Annotated in this window: 13 protein-coding genes and 1 riboswitch; of the genes, 7 read left to right on the top strand and 6 right to left on the bottom strand. The window is 62.3% G+C overall.

Features of this window, described 5'->3' with window-relative positions; translation table 11 throughout:
- Position 1: 1 nt before the first annotated feature.
- Positions 2–262, bottom strand: a complete 261-nt coding sequence (locus ACVWSC_RS15135) for a DUF1652 domain-containing protein (RefSeq protein WP_442107374.1) — start codon at positions 260–262, stop codon at positions 2–4.
- 320 nt (positions 263–582) lie between these two features.
- On the opposite strand from ACVWSC_RS15135, the gene ACVWSC_RS15130 reads away from it, so the two are divergent.
- On the top strand, positions 583–1,794 hold the full coding sequence (locus ACVWSC_RS15130; RefSeq protein ID WP_442107372.1) for a pyridoxal phosphate-dependent aminotransferase: 1,212 nt from the start codon (positions 583–585) through the stop codon (positions 1,792–1,794).
- Here the strand turns inward: ACVWSC_RS15130 and ACVWSC_RS15125 are convergent.
- A complete protein-coding gene (locus tag ACVWSC_RS15125; RefSeq protein ID WP_442107370.1) occupies positions 1,766–2,413 on the bottom strand; it encodes a DUF1345 domain-containing protein in 648 nt (215 codons plus the stop codon). The genes ACVWSC_RS15130 and ACVWSC_RS15125 overlap by 29 nt on opposite strands.
- A 175-nt stretch (positions 2,414–2,588) precedes the next feature.
- Here ACVWSC_RS15125 and ACVWSC_RS15120 point away from each other — a divergent pair, with 175 nt between their 5' ends.
- Entirely contained in the window at positions 2,589–3,551 is a 963-nt protein-coding gene (locus ACVWSC_RS15120) for a site-specific integrase (protein WP_442107368.1), read from the top strand.
- Between the two features lie 93 nt (positions 3,552–3,644).
- Here ACVWSC_RS15120 and tenA read toward each other — a convergent pair whose 3' ends face one another.
- The 4 genes from tenA to gspG all read right to left on the bottom strand — a co-directional run bounded on the left by tenA (position 3,645) and on the right by gspG (position 6,836).
- Positions 3,645–4,304, bottom strand: coding sequence for a thiaminase II (tenA, locus tag ACVWSC_RS15115; RefSeq protein WP_442107366.1), 660 nt, complete (start codon positions 4,302–4,304; stop codon positions 3,645–3,647).
- Between the two features lie 3 nt (positions 4,305–4,307).
- A complete protein-coding gene (locus ACVWSC_RS15110; RefSeq protein WP_442107364.1) occupies positions 4,308–4,955 on the bottom strand; it encodes a TenA family protein in 648 nt (215 codons plus the stop codon).
- A gap of 79 nt (positions 4,956–5,034) precedes the next feature.
- A riboswitch (TPP riboswitch) is annotated at positions 5,035–5,149 on the bottom strand.
- A 61-nt stretch (positions 5,150–5,210) separates the two neighbouring features.
- Positions 5,211–6,398, bottom strand: a complete 1,188-nt coding sequence (locus tag ACVWSC_RS15105) for a type II secretion system F family protein (RefSeq protein WP_442107362.1) — start codon at positions 6,396–6,398, stop codon at positions 5,211–5,213.
- A 15-nt stretch (positions 6,399–6,413) separates the two neighbouring features.
- Positions 6,414–6,836 (bottom strand): type II secretion system major pseudopilin GspG, encoded by a 423-nt coding sequence (gspG, locus tag ACVWSC_RS15100; RefSeq protein WP_442107360.1) that lies wholly within the window; start codon positions 6,834–6,836, stop codon positions 6,414–6,416.
- A gap of 177 nt (positions 6,837–7,013) precedes the next feature.
- Between gspG and ACVWSC_RS15095 the strand changes: the two genes are divergently transcribed.
- The 5 genes from ACVWSC_RS15095 to ACVWSC_RS15075 all read left to right on the top strand — a co-directional run bounded on the left by ACVWSC_RS15095 (position 7,014) and on the right by ACVWSC_RS15075 (position 17,033).
- Positions 7,014–7,619, top strand: coding sequence for a lytic transglycosylase domain-containing protein (locus ACVWSC_RS15095; protein ID WP_442107358.1), 606 nt, complete (start codon positions 7,014–7,016; stop codon positions 7,617–7,619).
- Between the two features lie 218 nt (positions 7,620–7,837).
- A complete protein-coding gene (gene mnxG, locus ACVWSC_RS15090; protein WP_442107356.1) occupies positions 7,838–13,708 on the top strand; it encodes a manganese-oxidizing multicopper oxidase MnxG in 5,871 nt (1,956 codons plus the stop codon).
- 18 nt (positions 13,709–13,726) lie between these two features.
- Entirely contained in the window at positions 13,727–15,706 is a 1,980-nt protein-coding gene (locus ACVWSC_RS15085) for a cytochrome D1 domain-containing protein (protein WP_442107354.1), read from the top strand.
- The gene (locus ACVWSC_RS15080) at positions 15,703–16,368 is read left to right on the top strand and encodes an SCO family protein (RefSeq protein ID WP_442107352.1); all 666 of its coding nucleotides are present in this window, start codon (positions 15,703–15,705) and stop codon (positions 16,366–16,368) included. The genes ACVWSC_RS15085 and ACVWSC_RS15080 overlap by 4 nt, the downstream gene beginning before the upstream one ends.
- Entirely contained in the window at positions 16,365–17,033 is a 669-nt protein-coding gene (locus ACVWSC_RS15075; RefSeq protein ID WP_442107350.1) for an SCO family protein, read from the top strand. Before ACVWSC_RS15080 ends, ACVWSC_RS15075 begins: the two co-directional genes overlap by 4 nt.
- Positions 17,034–17,037 lie beyond the last annotated feature (4 nt).

The raw sequence follows: 17,037 nt of genomic DNA, 5'->3' as shown, positions 1-17,037 counted from the left end.
GTCAGCCTGCAGCGCGCAGGTTACAGGAGGGCTCGAAGCTGTCGAGTCTGGCTTCGACGGCTTCGATGATCCGTTCGACATCGGCAGCGGCCATCAGCGTGGCACAGGGAATCCCGGCGATGGCCAGCAGGGTTTCACCCGTGGCCCGGTCAAACAAGCGGGCAACCATTGTGCGCGGAGCATCCATGCTGGCTTCAAAGCCCAATGGATGAAAATACCAGCGCATCACCTGGCAGGCGTTGGGAAACGTCAGTGTGTTCATTCCGGCCTCCTTGTAGCGATGAACAACAGGGTGAGCGGATAGAGCTGTACTTTCAGGTCCGGTTGACCTGGCGGGAGTCCTAAACATAGCACCGCAATCGCCAGTGTCTGCCCGTGTGATGACAGTTTTTTGATGCATTTTCCTCCGTGCTGTCTGCCGGTGTCGGGCCTGATCAGCACAACTGAAATCGGCAAACGTTTGCCCGCGACGTTTGCTCGATAGGGGCATCGCCGGTCTGCTATTTTTACCGGCAGTCGGCCCGGATGCTCGCCTGGGACTTTCAGACCAATGGCGCCCCAGGATCAGTCAAGGAGACTGCCATGCGATATTCCACGCTCACCCAACGTATTGCCGGTGACGGTGCTGCGGCCTGGAACATTCACTACCGCGCGCTCGAATTGCAGGCGCAGGGGCGTGAGGTGTTTTTGTTGTCGATCGGCGACCCGGATTTCGATACCCCGGCACCCATTGTCCAGGCCGCGATAGACAGCCTGCGCGCGGGCAACACGCATTATTCCGATGTGCGTGGCAGCCTGGGTTTGCGTCAGGCGATCGCCCGCTGGCATAGGCGACACAGCGGCCAGGTGGTCGACCCGCACGAGGTGGTGGTACTGGCCGGGGCGCAATGCGCGCTGTATGGCGTGGCGCAGTGCCTGTTCGATGCGGGCGACGAGGTGCTTGTCGCCGAGCCGATGTACGTCACCTACGAAGCGGTGTTCGGCGCCTGCGCCGCCAGGCTGGTGCCGGTGCCGGTACGCCCGGAAAACGGTTTTCGTGTCGACCCGGCAGACGTCGCCGCGCGCCTGACACCAAGGACTCGCGCACTGTTGATCAACAGCCCGCATAACCCTTCCGGCGCCAGTCTTTCCCGGGACACCTGGGAACGCCTGGCGCAGCTGTGTATCGCGCATGACCTGTGGCTGATTTCTGATGAGGTGTACAGCGAACTGCTGTACGAAGGCGAGCACTTCAGCCCGGCGAGCTTGCCGGGTATGGCCGCGCGCTGCGCGACCATCAATAGTCTGTCCAAGTCCCACGCCATGTCGGGTTGGCGCGTCGGCTGGGTGATTGGCCCGCCAGCCTTGTGCGAACACCTGAGCAACCTGGCGCTTTGCATGCTCTACGGTCTTCCGGACTTCATCCTCGATGCCGCGCAGGTGGCGCTGGAGCACGACTTGCCGCAGGTTCGGCACATGCGTGAAACCTACCGCGAACGGCGTGACCGCGTGTGCGCAAGCCTGGCCGGTTGCCCCGGCATCAGCGTGCACCGGCCTGACGGCGGGATGTTCGTGATGGTTGATATCCGCGCAACCGGCCTGGGCGCCCAGGCCTTTGCCGAGCGCCTGCTGGAAGAGCATGGCGTGTCGGTACTGGCTGGCGACGCCTTCGGTCCCAGTGCGGCAGGGCACTTGCGTTTGGGCCTGGTGCTCGACAGCGAGCGTTTGCAACGGGCTTGCGAACGCATTGCCCGTTGTGCGGCGCAGGTGCTCGATGGCCATGATTTCAGTGGATCAGGGCAGCCGCCATATTGATGGTGAAGCCCAGAATCGCCGTGTTGAAGACAAAACCGACCAGCGAGTGGGCGAGCACCACACGGCGCATTTCCCGCCCGGCCACGCCGACATCGGAGGTTTGTACCGCCACGCTGAGGGTGAACGAGAAGTAGTGAAAGTCCCAGTAGTCCGGGTGCCGCTCGCCGTCGCTGAAGCGCAGCAGCGGCTTATCCGCCTCGGCGGTGTAGAACAGGTGGGCGTAGTGCAGGCTGAAAATGGCCCCGATCAGCAGCCAGGAGCCGGCCACGGTAAAGCCGGTGAAGGCATATTGCAGGGCGGTAGGGCCTTGCGCCAGCTGGGCGCCGGCGGCCAACTGTAGAATCACTGCCACCAGGCTGGCGATGGCAGCGATGCTGACCGTGAACAACACCAGCCCGGCGTTTTCGTCTTCGATGCTGGCGACTTTGCGAACCTTGTCTGCATTGGCACCGAGTGTCAGCCACAAAATCAATAGCAGATAAAGCCAGACACCGGTGTTCCAGCCGATCAGTACATGCTCGACCCAGCCGTTGGCCGGCAGCAGCCAGGCGCTGAGGGCGCCGAGCAGGGTGGCGACGGTCAGGCGTGGGTGACTACGGGTCAATCGATGAAAAGCCATACGCGCTCGGGGTGCAAAGGTATTGAGCAACTGTAGTCGCTGACTGCTGCCAGGGCATCTTTAAGCTGCCACTGGCATGGCCATCATCCTGCCCTCAATCGATTCCAACGTGGGGGATGAGGTATTATGCGCGGGCGTATCAGGTCTGAGTGGCTTGCCAATCAATGGCCTGGTGATGAAACGGGCTTTATCGGCCCAAGCTCCGCTTTACAGGATTTCCGGTTTGTCCGATTCACTGCACAACCCCTTGTTGCAATACCTCGCGCGTCTGGCGCCGTCCAGTCAGCTGACCATGAAGTACATCCTCCAGGACGCCGCTGATCGCCTGGGCTTCGAGGATTGCGACATTGCCGAGGTGCCGTGGCACCAGCTCGAACCCGGCCATGTCACGGCGCTGGTGGCTGCCTTGCGCACCGATGGTTATGCCCCCAATACGTCTTCGTTGTATGTCAACGCGGTGCGGGGAGTGATGAACGAAGCCTGGCGCCTGGGGTTGATCAGCCAGGATCAACTGCTGCGCATCCGTAGCGTCAAGCCGGCGCAGGGCACGCGCTTGCCTGCCGGGCGCAACCTCAAGCGCAGCTTGATCCGTGAACTGATGGATGCCTGTGCGGCAGACCCGCGGCCGCAAGGGCTGCGCGACGCGGCGGTAATTGCCTTGCTGTACGGTACCGGCATGCGTAAATCAGAGTCGGTCAACCTTGACCTCAACCAGGTTGATTTCAATGAGCGCAGCCTGCAGGTGCTGGGCAAAGGCAACAAACAGCTGATCAAGTACGCACCGACCTGGGCCTTCGAAAAACTCAACGCCTGGTTAGCGTTTCGCCGTGAGCAACTGCCCGAAGGGCAGGCTGATGATGACTTCCTGTTCAATCGCATCCGCCGTGGCAGCCACATTACCCGCGAGCGCATCACCAAACATGCGATCTACTACATTGCCCGCCAGCGTGGCACCCAGGTGGGGGTAAAAATCATGCCCCACGATTTTCGCCGCTCGTTCATCACCCGAGTTATTGAAGAGCACGACCTGTCGATTGCGCAGAAGCTGGCGCACCACTCCAACATCCAGACCACCGCCAACTACGACCGGCGTGACGACAACGAGCGGCGCCGGGCGGTGGATCGCTACGACTATTGAATCAAACGCCTGTAGGAGCGGGCTTGCCCCGCGATACGATGTAACTGACACACCGCAATCGCGGGGCAAGCCCGCTCCCACCATCGCTAAGCGTCAGGCCGCATCCAGGCCCATCTGCCAGAAATCCGCTTCCAGGCGCGAGGCTTGGGCGAACACTTTCACCAGTTCTTCGAAGCGCCGCTCGGTCATGGTCCGTGCCGCCAGGTCATCCAGATGCGCACGGGCCGCCGTCGCCACACCCTGGTAGCCGGCACCGGCGTATTCGGCAATCCAGTCACGGTACGGATGATCCGCCAGCGCTTCGACGCCATCGGGGGTCAGGTTGCGACCAATCTCGGCGTAACCAATGACACATGGCGCCAAGGCTACGTGCAGATCAAGCAGATCACCGGCCGCGCCGCAATCCAGCACAAAGCGGGTGTAGGCCACGGTGGCCTGGTGCTCCGGCGTTGCCGCCAGTTCCTCGCGCGACAAGCCCCAGCGCTGACACAGACGCACATGCAGCTCGGTTTCATCGAGAATCGCCGCCAACCCGGCCTGGGCAGCGCGGATGTCGTCGAGGGTGCGGCTCTTGTACGCCGCCAGTGCCCAGGAGCGGGCGAACTGAATCAGGAATAGATAATCCTGTACCAGGTAGTTGCGAAACGCCGGTTGGGCGAGGGTGCCTGCGCCCATCTGGCGAACGAAGGCGTGATCGACGTAGCTGTTCCAGTCGCTGCTGGCGGCCTGTTTCAGGCGTTCGAAGATGTCCATGAGTTACCCCTTGATGTCGTAGGCCGCGTCGAAAAAGTCCTGCTCCAACGCCACGGCACGCAGGAAGAAGTCGCTGCTGATCTGCGCGTGCGCCGGGCCGACTCGATCGAGCTCGGCGCGCAGGAAGGCGACGAAGTCCTGAAAGTCCGGGTTGTCGTGCAGGGTGATCCACTCGGCATGTTCGAAACGTGGCGGCAGTGGTTTTGTCGCCCGCAGCGCCCAGTCCAGGTACAGCCCTTCGGCAACGTTGAGCACCGCCAGGGCGGCAGCATAAGAGCGGGTTGCGGCAGCTTCGCGCATGAGTGCCTTGAAACCCGCGGTCGGTACCGAGTCGGGTGCTTCCAGACGCTGCGCTTCACTAACCCCCAGGGCCTCGAACGCGCGCAGGAAATAGGTATTTTCTTCACCCGAGATCGCTCCGGTGAAACGCCCCAGACGAATACGAGCGTCGAAGCTGTCGGCACTGGCAATCGCCGCCCCCAGCAAGGCCAGGAAGGCGTCGATGAAGCGGTGGTCCTGAATCAGGTAGTTGACCAGCACGGCATCGTCGAGGGTGCCGTCGAGCAGTTCGTTGACGAAACGGTGCTCGATCGATTGCGTCCAGCGCGGTTCGCTCTGGCGGCGGAGGGCTTCGGTGAAACGTTCGGTCATGGTGCTGTCCTTGAAGTGGGCGACAGCGAGACCAGGCAAATCAGACATCGGCGGCCTCGCAGTGAGACCGGCAAAAAGGCAGGTTGGCAATCCCCATCCCTTCGCCGGCATGATCCGGATCAGGTTCGAAGGGTCACCGCGCTGCAGCTGTCAGCGGTTTCTCAGCCCGTTGCCGGGCTCCCCTTGGTGGCCGAATCTATACAGCAAGCGCGCAGGATTGTCACGTTGCACAGCGCAAGGCGGGTATTCAAAGCGCTAGTGAATACTGGAGGCCAGTTCGAAAATCGGCATGTACATCAGGATCACGATCAGGCCGATCAGCAGGCCGATAAAGGTCATTAGCAAAGGCTCGAACAAACGCACGAACCACTCGATCCAGCGGCTGATTTCTTCGTCATAGAAGTCGGCGCTGCGCTCCATCATCTGCCCGAGGTTGCCCGACTGTTCACCGGCGCGCAGCAGGCGCAGTGACACTGGCGTCACTAACTGCCCGGCTTCCAGCGCGGCAGACAACGAAAGCCCTTCGCGGACCCGCTCGCAAGCGCATTCCAGGCGCTGTTTGGCGGCGGCGCCGAGCAGCCCGCGGGCCATTTCCATGGCGGTCAGAATCGGAATGCCGCCTTGCAGCAGAATCCCCAGCGAGCGGTAGAAGCGCGCCAGTTCATACATCACCAGTCGCCGGTGCAGAGCGGGCAGACGCTCCAGCTGGCGGTTCAGCCAGCGGCGTACCCGAGGGTCGCGGCGCAGCACGAACAGGCTGCAGATCAAGCCAAGAAAGCCCAGCCCCATGGGTGCCTGGTTGGCATGCAAGAACATCCCGGCCTGCATCAGCCAGCGCGACAACCACGGCAGTTCGGTGCCCAGGCCTTCGAACACCAGGCTGAAACGCGGCACCACATAGCCGAGCAAAAACAGCACCACGCCACCCCCGACCAGTAACAGCAGCAAGGGGTAGATCGAGGCGCTGACGATCTTCTGCCGGACTTCGTCCATGCGCTGGCGGTAAGCCACATAGCGCCCCAGGGCATCGCCCAGGGCGCCGGTTTTCTCGCTCGATTGCACCAGGGCGATATACAACGCCGGGAACACACTGGGTAACTGGCCCAAGGCCTGGGAGAACGATTTGCCTTCATAGAGCAGGCGCACCAGTTCGCTCAGGGTCTTGCGAGCCTGCGGCGCGGCTTCTTTCTCAGCCAGGCTTTCCAGTGCGTCGATCAGCGGCAGGCCGGCATTGAGCAGGGTGGTCAGTTCCTGGCTGAACAGCACCAGGTCAAAGGTTTCCGCCCGCCGCCAGCGCAGGCGGGTAAAGCGCTCGCAGTTACGCACGCTGACCACCCGCAAGCCTTGTTGCTCGGCTTGCAGGCGGGCTTGCCCGGCGTCCTGGGCGTCGAGCGTCAGCAACACCACCCCGGATTTCCCCAATGCCTTGAGCTCGTAGCGCATGTGCTGATCCTCTGCTTACTGCCAGCTGGTGACCTCGGCGTTTTCACCTTCGCCGCCAGGTTGACCGTCTTTGCCCATGGAGAGCAGGTCGTACTCGCCGTTTTCACCCGGTTGGCGGTAGATGTAATTGCGCCCCCACGGGTCTTGCGGAACCTTCTTCTGCAGATACGGGCCCGACCAGCGTGACTCGTCACTGGGGGCGCTCACCAGCGCCTGCAGGCCTTGCTCGGAACTGGGGTAATGCCCCACCTCCAGGCGGTACAGGTCCAGGGCCTTGCTCAGGCCTTCAATCTGCGCTCGGGCCACTTTCGCCTCCGAGCGCCCCAGCTGGCTGAAGTACTTGGGGGCGACGATACCGGCGAGCAGCCCCAGTACCACCAACACCACCAGCAGTTCGAGCAGGGTGAATCCCTGTTGCGCGAGTTTTTTTTTATTCATGACCAGGCCCTCCATCGTACGCCTGCAAGGGCTTATGCAATTGCCGTGCGCGTCTGTGGCAAGCCTTTGCGCCACGGGCCCGGCAAGGCGGCACAGTGCTTGCGTCAGTGGATAAAAGCCTCGGCAATCGGGGCATATGCCCCACTTTTCGGGGAATGCAACGGGGAGGGTGGCAACATGCACTGGCTCACTGCAGGAATGTTTATCTGGTTCGCCTGGACGCATCCGGTTCAGGCCGATGTGTTCATCTCTATCAAGGCCGACGGCAGCTACGTGCTGTCCAACGTCCACCGTCCCGGCCGCACCTATCAACGGGTGATCAGCGAAGCGACCACCAGCGTGGCCAGTAGCGACCAGGCGCAGTTGATCACCGGCATGCCGTATGCCGAGCTGGTGGCTGAGGCGGCCGAAGCCAACGACTTGCCGGCGGCGCTGCTGCATGCGGTGATTCAGGCCGAGTCGCGCTACAACCCCAATGCCCGGTCACCCAGCGGCGCGGTCGGCTTGATGCAACTGATGCCCGACACGGCACGCGAATTGGGGGTCAAGAACTCACTGGACCCAGCGTCCAACCTGCAGGGTGGTGCGCGCTACCTCAAACGCATGCTCACGCTGTTCGACAACGACATCACCCTGGCGGTGGCCGCTTATAACGCAGGCCCCGATGCGGTGATGCGCCGTGGGCGGGTCGTGCCGCCGTACGCCGAAACGCAACGCTATGTGCCGAAAGTGCTGCGCCAATACCGGCGCCTGCAGGGCCTGGCCATGGATGCCCCCCTGTAGGAGCGGGCTTGCCCCGCGATTGCTGTGTGTCAGTGACGCAGCATCGCGGGGCAAGCCCGCTCCTACAGGCAACCCCCGAATAGTGGGGAATAACGGGGAATAAGCCCCAATTGAGATTCATTCGCTGCGGGATGTTGTTGATAAACAAGAACAAAAAAGAATGGCATGAGGCTTGCTGAAGCCTCTTCAGAGTCCACTTGCACCACCTGAGGCACGCCATGAAGACTCCGATCAAAGGCTCAGTCCTGACTTCATTGCTGTTCACTGCCGCCACCTTTGGCTGGCAATCAGACAGCGAAGCTGCCGTGCGCTGCGAGCGCAATCTGGTAGCCAACGTGGTGGCGCTGGATCAGCCACTGATGTTCAACCGCCTCGGCGCTCAGAATGCCAACGGCATGATGTTCGCCCTGCGCCGCGACGTGGTGGATGACAAGCAAGTGTCGCTGGACCACGGCGGTGCCGCGGTACCGGGCAAGGTCACGTTGCGCCCGGACAAGCGTCCGCGGCCGATCGTGCTGCGGGTTGCGGCAGGCGACTGCCTGACGGTGAACCTGCAAAACCTGTTGGCCTACCAGGCCAACCCGAACAAGCACGGCATTGACCACGAAGAAGAAAACGAAGGCGAAGAGAACGAGGCCGAAGAGAACGAAGGCGCCGAAGGTAATGAACAGGGTGGTGAGCATGGCTTTGTCGTCGATGACCAGGTGACCGACCGTCATGTCGGCTTTCAGGTCAACGGCCTGCAGGCGGTCAACAACATTGGTGATATTGCTGCCAATAGCGGGCGCAATGGCAACTTCCTGATTGCCCCGGGCGGTAGCCGCAGCTACACCCTGTACGCCGAGCGCGAAGGTGCATTTGCCGCCACCAGCCAGGGCGCTACCTTTGGCGGCCAGGGCGGTGCCGGTAACGTCGCCAACGGCCTGTTTGGCCAGGTGGTGGTGCTGCCGAAGAATGCGCGTACCTACCGCAACACCCTGACTGAAGAAGAAATGCGCCTGGCCACCACGGGCCGCGCCCCTACCGGCCAGCCGATCGTTGACTATCAGGCCCGCTATCCACAGCGCGAGCCGTGGATCCGCGAAGGCAAGGCCGGCTCGCCGATCATCGCCATGGTCGATGGCAGCGAGATCATCTCCAGTGAAACCGATGCGGTGGTCATGGGCCCTAACAGCGATGGCAGTTTTCCGGCCTCGACCTACCCGCTGGAAAGTATCGGCAAGCGTAACCCGGCGATACCCAACCGCCTGGAGCCGTTCCGCGACTTTGCCGCGCAATTCACCGATGAAGCCGCCGCCACCCAAGCGTTCCCCGGTTATTGGGCAGACCCAGTAATGGGCCATGTGCTGGAGCCGACCCGCGACTCGTTCATGATCAACTACGGTTCGGGTGGCATGGGCGCCGAAGTGGTGGCCAACCGCCTCGGTGTCGGGCCGATGCACGACTGCCTGTCGTGTGCCTATGAAGAGTTCTTCCTCAGCTCGCACACCGTGGGTGACGTGGCGATGCTGGTGGATGTACCGGCCAACGTCGGCCTGGAAAACATTCGCCCGGGGCAAACTCCCAGCGCCGACCAGGTCGGGGTCAAGGCCACCATGGCACTGTTCCCGTCAGAACCGGCCAACGTCAACCACAGCTACATCGGCGACTTCGTCAAATTCCGCAACACGCACAATGGCCACGAACAGCACATCTTTCACTTGCACGGCCATCAGTGGTTGTTCAACCCCAACGACGACAATTCTGACTACGTCGATGCCCAGGGCATTGGCCCGGGTGTGGGCTACACCTACGAAATCGCCAACGGTGGCTCGGGCAACCGCAACCGCGTAGCCGGTGATGCCATCTATCACTGCCACTTCTATCCGCACTTTGCCCAAGGTATGTGGAGCATGTGGCGGGTGCATGACGTGTTCGAAGAGGGTACCCGCCTGGAAGTCTCCAGCCAGGGTGCCGATGGCTATCACAGTGAACCGTATGCCCTGCGCAGCGGCAAACCCGCTACCGGTGCGCGCGCCTTGCCAGACGGCGAAATCATCGCCGGTACTCCCATTCCCGCGATCGTGCCGCTGCCTGGCAAAGCCATGGCACCGATGCCTGGCAAAGTTGCGGTAATACCAAAACTGGCGCAAACCCTGGTGGCTGAAAACGATGATGACGAAGAAGAGGGCGACGACGACTCCGGTCATCACGACGCTGCTCCGCGCGCTGTGGGCTCGGTGGCCCTGGTGGACCGTACCGATGCCAACCGCAACGGCGACGGCAGCCTGAAAAACCCTGGTTACCCATTCTGGATCGGTGGTATTGAAAGCACTGTCGGTCAGCGCCCGCCAACTCCGCCGTTGGACATGCTTGACCCGGCCAAGGCGCAAGCACTGAAAAGCTCGGGTAATGCCTTGTGGGCCAACCTTGATCCGGGCCAGGTCGATGGCTGGGATGGTGGTTTGCCACGCCATGCCCTGGATGGTATCTCCGCCGGTGGTGCGGCCGATGTCACTACCACGGCGCTGGATTTCACCAAGCAGATCACCAAGGCCAAGGCCGTGTTCCTGCCGGAGGAGGGTACTGACGTCGAGCAAGCGGCGATGCAGTTCCACTCCAAACTCGAACACCCCAGCTATGCCGTGTTGCCGGGCAATCAGACCGTGCCCCGCAACTTCCGCACCAACGGTGCATTGCCGACGGCCGGCGCTCCGTACTTTGAACCGTGCATGGACGACCGCGCCAAGCGCCTGACCGTGGCCGCCGGCCTCGGCGAGTTTGCCAGTGGCGAGCGCCTGGATGGCATGAGCTTCACCGGCTCCTCGACCTTCACTGCCGACCACCCACGGATCTACAAGGGCGCCAACATCCAGTTCGATGCGGTGTACAACAAAGTCGGCTACCACTTCCCGCAGGCACGCATCATCGCCCTCTGGGAAGACGCTTGGCCGGTGATCAACAAACAGCGTCCACCAGAGCCGCTGGTGATGCGCATGAACACCTTCGACTGCACGATGTACCAGCACACCAACCTGATTCCATCGTTCTACGAGATGGATGACTATCAAGTGCGCACGCCGACCGACGTGATCGGCCAGCACATTCACCTGCCAAAATGGGACCTGACGGCCGCCGATGGTTCGGCCAACGGCTGGAACTACGAAGACGGCATTCTGTCACCCGGTACCGTGGTGGAACGCATCGAGGCCATTCGTGAATTCAACGAATGCACAACCGGTGATCCACGCGAAGGCAGTGCCGAGTGCCCGGTGGCCAAGTCGCACCCGTTCTTCGGTCGCTATGGCCGGGCCGACTGGCTGGGCGCGCGTACGGCGATGCAGCGCTGGTTCGCTGACCCTGTGGTCAACGTGCACAACGTCGACCGTGGCCTGGGCACCATCTTTACCCACGACCACCTTGGCCCATCGACTCACCAACAATTGGGGCTGTATGCCACTGTCTTGGCCGAGCCTGCAGGGTCGACCTGGTATCACGCGGAAACCGGCGAACAGCTGTACAACCCGGCGCTGCGTCAGGACGGTGGTCCGACCTCCTGGCAAGCGGTGGTGAAAACGGGCGACCTCGATGGCGACGGTCGTAACGACAGCTACCGTGAGTTCTTCCTGGAGTACAGCGACTTCCAGCATGCCTATGAAGCTGGGGTGTATGTGGGTGCAGGCCCTGATGGTATCCCCAATGGCCAGGCGTTCCCGGCCACTGCCGACACCTTCCGTTTCGCCATCAACCCGCCTGTACGCCAGGCTGCCTCGAACCTGCTGGAGTCGGTGGTCGAATCGCGTGGTGGCTTGTTCCCCGGCTGCCCATCGCGGCCTTGCCCGCAAGCCATATCGGTGGATGACCCTGGCATGTTTGTCGTCAACTACCGCAACGAGCCGCTGGCGCTGCGGGTCTATGACCCGAACAAAGTGGGCCCGGATGGCAAGCGCGGCATGCAGGCCGATGGCATGGGCGGCGACCTGGCGTTCGCCATGCAAAGCCGCACTGACCGTGCAATCCCGGCGATGAACCTGTCGCCAGCGCTGATCACCTCGGCGGTTGGCCCGACCGGTGGCACCACCCAGTTCCCACCGCACATCAACAAGGGCGGTGCCGAAGCAGGGGACCCGTTCACGCCGATGCTGCGTACCTACTCGGGTGACAACGTGCGTCTGCGGATGCACGCCGGTGGCCACGAAGAGGAGCACAACGTAACCCTGCACGGTGTGAAGTGGCTGCAGAACGGCTCGGGCTTCGGTAACAGCTCCAACTCGGGGTGGAAATCCTCGCAGATGGTGGGTATCTCCGAACAGCTGGGCTTTATGGCGCCGGTGTCGATGATCTCCAGCTCGTCGTCGCCTAACGGTGACTACCTGTACTCGCTCGATGCCGCCCACGAAGGTTACTGGAACGGGATCTGGGGGGTAATGCGCAACTACACCACGCAACGCAACGACCTGTTCGCCTTGCCGAACAACCCGCAACCGATGGCTGCGCGCAACACCGTGGCGTTCGACGGTATCTGCCCACGCTTCACCGCCAACCCCAACGGCATCGGTACCCGGGCAACGGTGCAACGCAGCTATGAAATAGTGGCAGCACTGGCCAACGACATCCTGGGCAATCCACTGGGGGTCAGCATCAACGACCCAAGCGGTGTCGGTCAGCACGTCGGTGGGCCGCTCAAGGCCAATGGCGGTACCCTGGTGTACAACAGCCGTCGCACCAGCATCCCGCAGGTGACGGTGACCGACCCTGAAGACGGTGAAACCTTCACCATCGGTGGTCACAGCGGTCCGTTGCATGATCCGACCGCGATCATGTACGTGCGCAAAGCCGATCTCGACCCGGTTACCGGCAAGCTCAAACCCGGCGTACCGATCGAACCGCTGGTACTGCGTGCGGCAGCAGGCGATTGCTTGAAAGTGACCCTGGAGAACCGCCTGCCGTTGGTGATGCCAGACCTGCCAAGCACCGCCGTGATGCAGAACGTGGTCAAGCGTGATCGTCAGGGCAGCGAGGGCTCCACGGCGTTCAACAACAACCTGATGCGCCCATCCAGCCACGTTGGCCTGCATGCGCAACTGCTGGCCTATGACATCACCAAGTCTGACGGTGTCAACGTCGGCCAGAACCCGGTGCAAACCGTACCGCCACGGGCCGGTAGCAGCGGTGCCTACCCAAGCAAGGTGTACCAGTACTATGCCGGGCACCTGGAGCGTGAAGGCAAACCGGTAACGCAGACCGGGCGTGCGGTGGACAACATCAACACCACCGCCATCGAGTTCGGCGGCCTCAACATCACCCCGGCCGACGTCATCAAGCAGGGGCAGAAGGGCCTGATCGGTGGCATGAGTATCGTGCCGCAAACCGCTACCTGGACCGAAGACAGTGCCAGCCGTGCCTCGGCCACCGTGCAGGTGCCCGGGCAGCCGGCCTACCGCGACTTCGCCACCCTCTGGCAGCGTTCACTGAACATGCGCTGGGCGGATGGTCGGCCGGTCGAAGGTATCGCCACGGAAGGTAATGGTGTGCCGGGCGATCCGAAAGACAACTCGAACATGGCCATCAACTACAAGACCGAGCCGCTGTGGTTCCGCTTCGGCCTGGCTCCGGATGCGCCATTCGGGCACGCCGACGGCAACGGCTGGGCCGATGTACCCAACGCCCACATGGCCTACAGCAACGCCCTGGTCGGTGGCGATCCACAAACGCCAGTGCTGTGGGCCAAGCCGGGTCAACCGTTCCGCAACCACGTGCTGATGCCGACCGGGGGGAGCCGCGGCATCACCTACCAGCTCGATGGTCACCTGTGGCCACTGCATAACTACCAGGCCGAGAAGCAGGATGTCAGCGGCTACCCAAGCAACCTGCCGGGGATCGGTTCGGTGCGCTTCGGCTTCAACCCGCAGGCGATGTTCATCGGCGCGCAGGAAAGCGTGCTGCCGGCGGCGCACTTCAGCTTCATGGTGCCCAGTGCCGGGGGCGGCAATGCTGTACCGGGCGACTACCTGTTCCGTGACTATGCTGCCTATGGCAATGCCTCGGGACTGTGGGGGCTGCTGCGGGTCACTGAAGAAGCACCACCGACTACACCGCCAGCGCAGTAAGGGTGAGGGGGAGAGGTCATGAATAAAAAAAATCGACCGTTGTACCTGGGCCTGATGGCAGGTTTGACCCTGATGGGCCTGGGTATCAGCTACGAGAGCCTGTGGTGCGACCCGCGTAGCGAGTTGTCCGAGAGCGATCCGCAGGCGCTGCACCGGCTCAGCCGTGATGGGGTCACGGTTGAGTTCGAGGCAAAGCCGTTGGGCAGTGATGGGGTGCTGACCGAGGGCGCATTTGCCAATGTGCGCTTCAAAGTCACAGACCAGAACAGCGGCCAGCCACTGTCGGGCGTTTCGCCCGGCGCCTGGCTGGACCCAGCACTCACCGGTGACGCGGCCAAGGACCGCAATAAAAGCTGCAAAGCGCGGGTGGCGCTGTTTCTCAAAAGCAGCATCGGCGCCCGACCGTTGCTCGACCTCAACAGCTACTTCCTGCTGGTGCTGAACAAGGATGCCAGCCTGACCGTGATCGATCCGTCGGTTTCAGTCGGCGGGGTGACCAGCACCCTGGCGCGCATCGAACTGCCGGGTGTGCCCATGGACTGGGTGGCGAGCAGCGACGACAAGCAAGTCTTCGTGTCGATGCCCGAGCGCGGTGAAGTCGCCTTGATCGACGCTGCGACCTTCCAGCGCGTAGGCAGCATCGACGCCGGCAAGCAGCCGCTGCGGGTGGCCTTGCAGCCCGACCAGCGTTTGTTGTGGGTCGGTAACAACGCCAGCGATGCGGCGCACAGCGGCGTCACGGTCATTGATGTGAGCAGCCGCAAAACCATGAAGTTCTTTGCCACCGGCAGCGGTCATCACGAAATCGCCTTCAGCGCCGACTCACGCTATGCCTTTGTCAGTAACCGTGACAGTGGCACCTTGAGCGTGATCGATGCCAGCGAGATGCGTCTGGTGAAAACCCTTAAAGTCGGCTCGCATCCGCTGTCAGTGGCCTATTCGCCGCTGTCCCAGGCCGTCTATGTGGCCGATGGGCGCGACGGCAGCATCAGCGTGATCGACGCCCGCAGCCATGAACTGCGCCATCGCATCGAAGGCAAACAGGGCCTGGGGCCAATGCGCTTTAGTAGCGACGGACGCTTCGGCATCGTCCTCAACACCCTGGAGAGCCAGGCGCTGGTGATCGACGCCAGTACCGACCAATTGATCCATAGCCTGCCGGTGGCGGCCGAACCCTACCAACTGACCTTCACCAAGGCCTACGCCTATATCCGTGGCCTGGCGTCTTCGAAGGTCACCATGATCAACCTCAGCAGCCTTGGCCAGGGCCGCCAGCCTATCGTCCAGGGCTTTGACGCTGGCGCCGCAGCACCGCGCCAGGCCGGTGACCTGCCATTGGCCCAGGGCCTGACCGTGGCCCGCGACGAGAACTCGGTGTTTGTGGTCAACCCGGCAGACAACACCACCTACTTCTATGCCGAAGGCATGAACGCGCCGATGTCGGGTTACGCCAACCGTGGCCACAACGCCCGTGCTGCGCTGGTTATCGACCGCAGCCTGCGTGAAGTGTCGCCGGGGGTGTACAGCTCGACGATCAAGCTGCCCGCTGCCGGTACCTTCGATGTGGCGTTCATGTTGAATCAGCCGCAGATCATTCATTGCTTCAGCACCGAAGTGGCTGCCTCCGCCAGCGCACCGCACCGCAAGCTACCGCAGGTGGAGTTCTTGCTCGAACCCAAGGTGGTGGTGCAGGGCACTCCGTTCACCGCGCGTTTTCGCATCGTTGAAGGCGATGGCAAACCGCGCAATGGCATCAAGGACCTGAGCGTGCGCTACTTCCTCGCACCGTCGTCACTGCCGCGCGACAGCCGTGTGCATGAAGTTGGCGACGGGGTGTACGAAGCACCGCTGGAGCTGGCCGAGGCCGGCGCCTGGTACCTGCATGTGCAAGCACCGTCGCTGGGCAGTGCGTTTGCCGAGAAAAACTACACCAGCCTGCGGGTGCTCCCCGCTGCGGCTCAACAAGCGTCCGACTCGGGTTCAAGGAGTGTGCGATGAAAATGCTCGATCGCTGCAGACTGTTCAGCCTCTGCCTGTTGGCCGCCAGTTGTGGGCTCGCCCAGGCCCATGGCGGTGTCGATCATAGCGGCCACAACGATCACAGTGGTCACACACCACCCGCGGCGCATCAGGAGAAAACCTCGGTACGCTTTGCCGACGTGCAACTGCTGGATCAGAACGGCATGCCGGTACGCCTGGAGAAGGACCTGGTCGCCGACCGCCTGGTGGTCATGGGCTTTATCTACACCAGCTGCACCACGGTATGCCCGGTGGTCTCGTCGATCATGGGCAAGGTGCAGAAGCAACTCGGTGGACGGGTCGGTGATGAAGTGCAACTGGTGTCGATCAGCGTTGACCCGCAACGTGATGACGCCAAGCGCCTGCAGGATTATGCCAAGGCCTTTCAGGTCGGCCCGGGCTGGAGCTGGCTGACCGGCTCACCCTATGCCGTGACGGAAACCCTTAAGGGCCTGGGCAGTTTCAGCGCCAACCTCAGTGAGCACCCGCCGCTGATCCTCGTCGGCGATGGCCGCACCGGCAAATGGACACGCTTCTACGGCTTCACCGACCCGGCCCTGCTGGTCACTGAAATCGACCGGCTCAGCGCGCGCCGGGTGCACGCCAAGCACACGGCCATCGCCCAGGAGGTGCAACCATGAGCACTACAACTGCACACCGTACGGTGATGCGCGGTGTCGACTGGGTGGCGCTGGCTGCCTGCCTGTGGATCCTCAGTTCCGTGGCGTTCGCCCATGAAGGCCACGCGCCGGAGGCCAAGCCTGCTGCCGATCCCGGCGCTGGTGCGGTCACGCCGACCACGGGAACCCATGACGCCCAGACGTACTTCACCGACAGCCTGGTACAGGACCAGAACGGTCGCTCGCTGCGTTTTTACAGCGATGTGCTCAAAGACCGGGTGGTGCTGCTCAATGTCATCTTTACCCACTGCAATGACGCTTGCCCGCTGATCACCCGCAAATTGCGCGAGGTGCGCGAGGCGCTGGGCGAGGAGGCCGCCAGCAAGGTTACTTTCGTTTCGTTGAGCAGCGACCCCACCAACGATACCCCGCAAGTGCTCAAGGAATTTGCGCAAAAGCAGGGCGTGGATGGCCCCAACTGGCTGTTCCTGACCGGCGACAAGGCGCAAATGGACCTGGTACTGATGCGCCTTGGTCATTTGATTCCCAGTCCTGAGCAACACTCAACCCAGTTGATCGCCGGTGATGTGGCCAACAAGCGCTGGAGCAAGATTCGCCCGGATGCACCGCCCGTAGCCATCGCTCAACGCCTGCAGTTGCTCTCGCAACCCCTGGCTGGGCGTTGATTAT

This window comes from Pseudomonas sp. NUPR-002 (assembly GCF_056322725.1).
The sequence above is the reverse complement of the archived record's forward strand: the minus strand, read 5'-3'. Positions and strand labels throughout refer to the sequence as shown.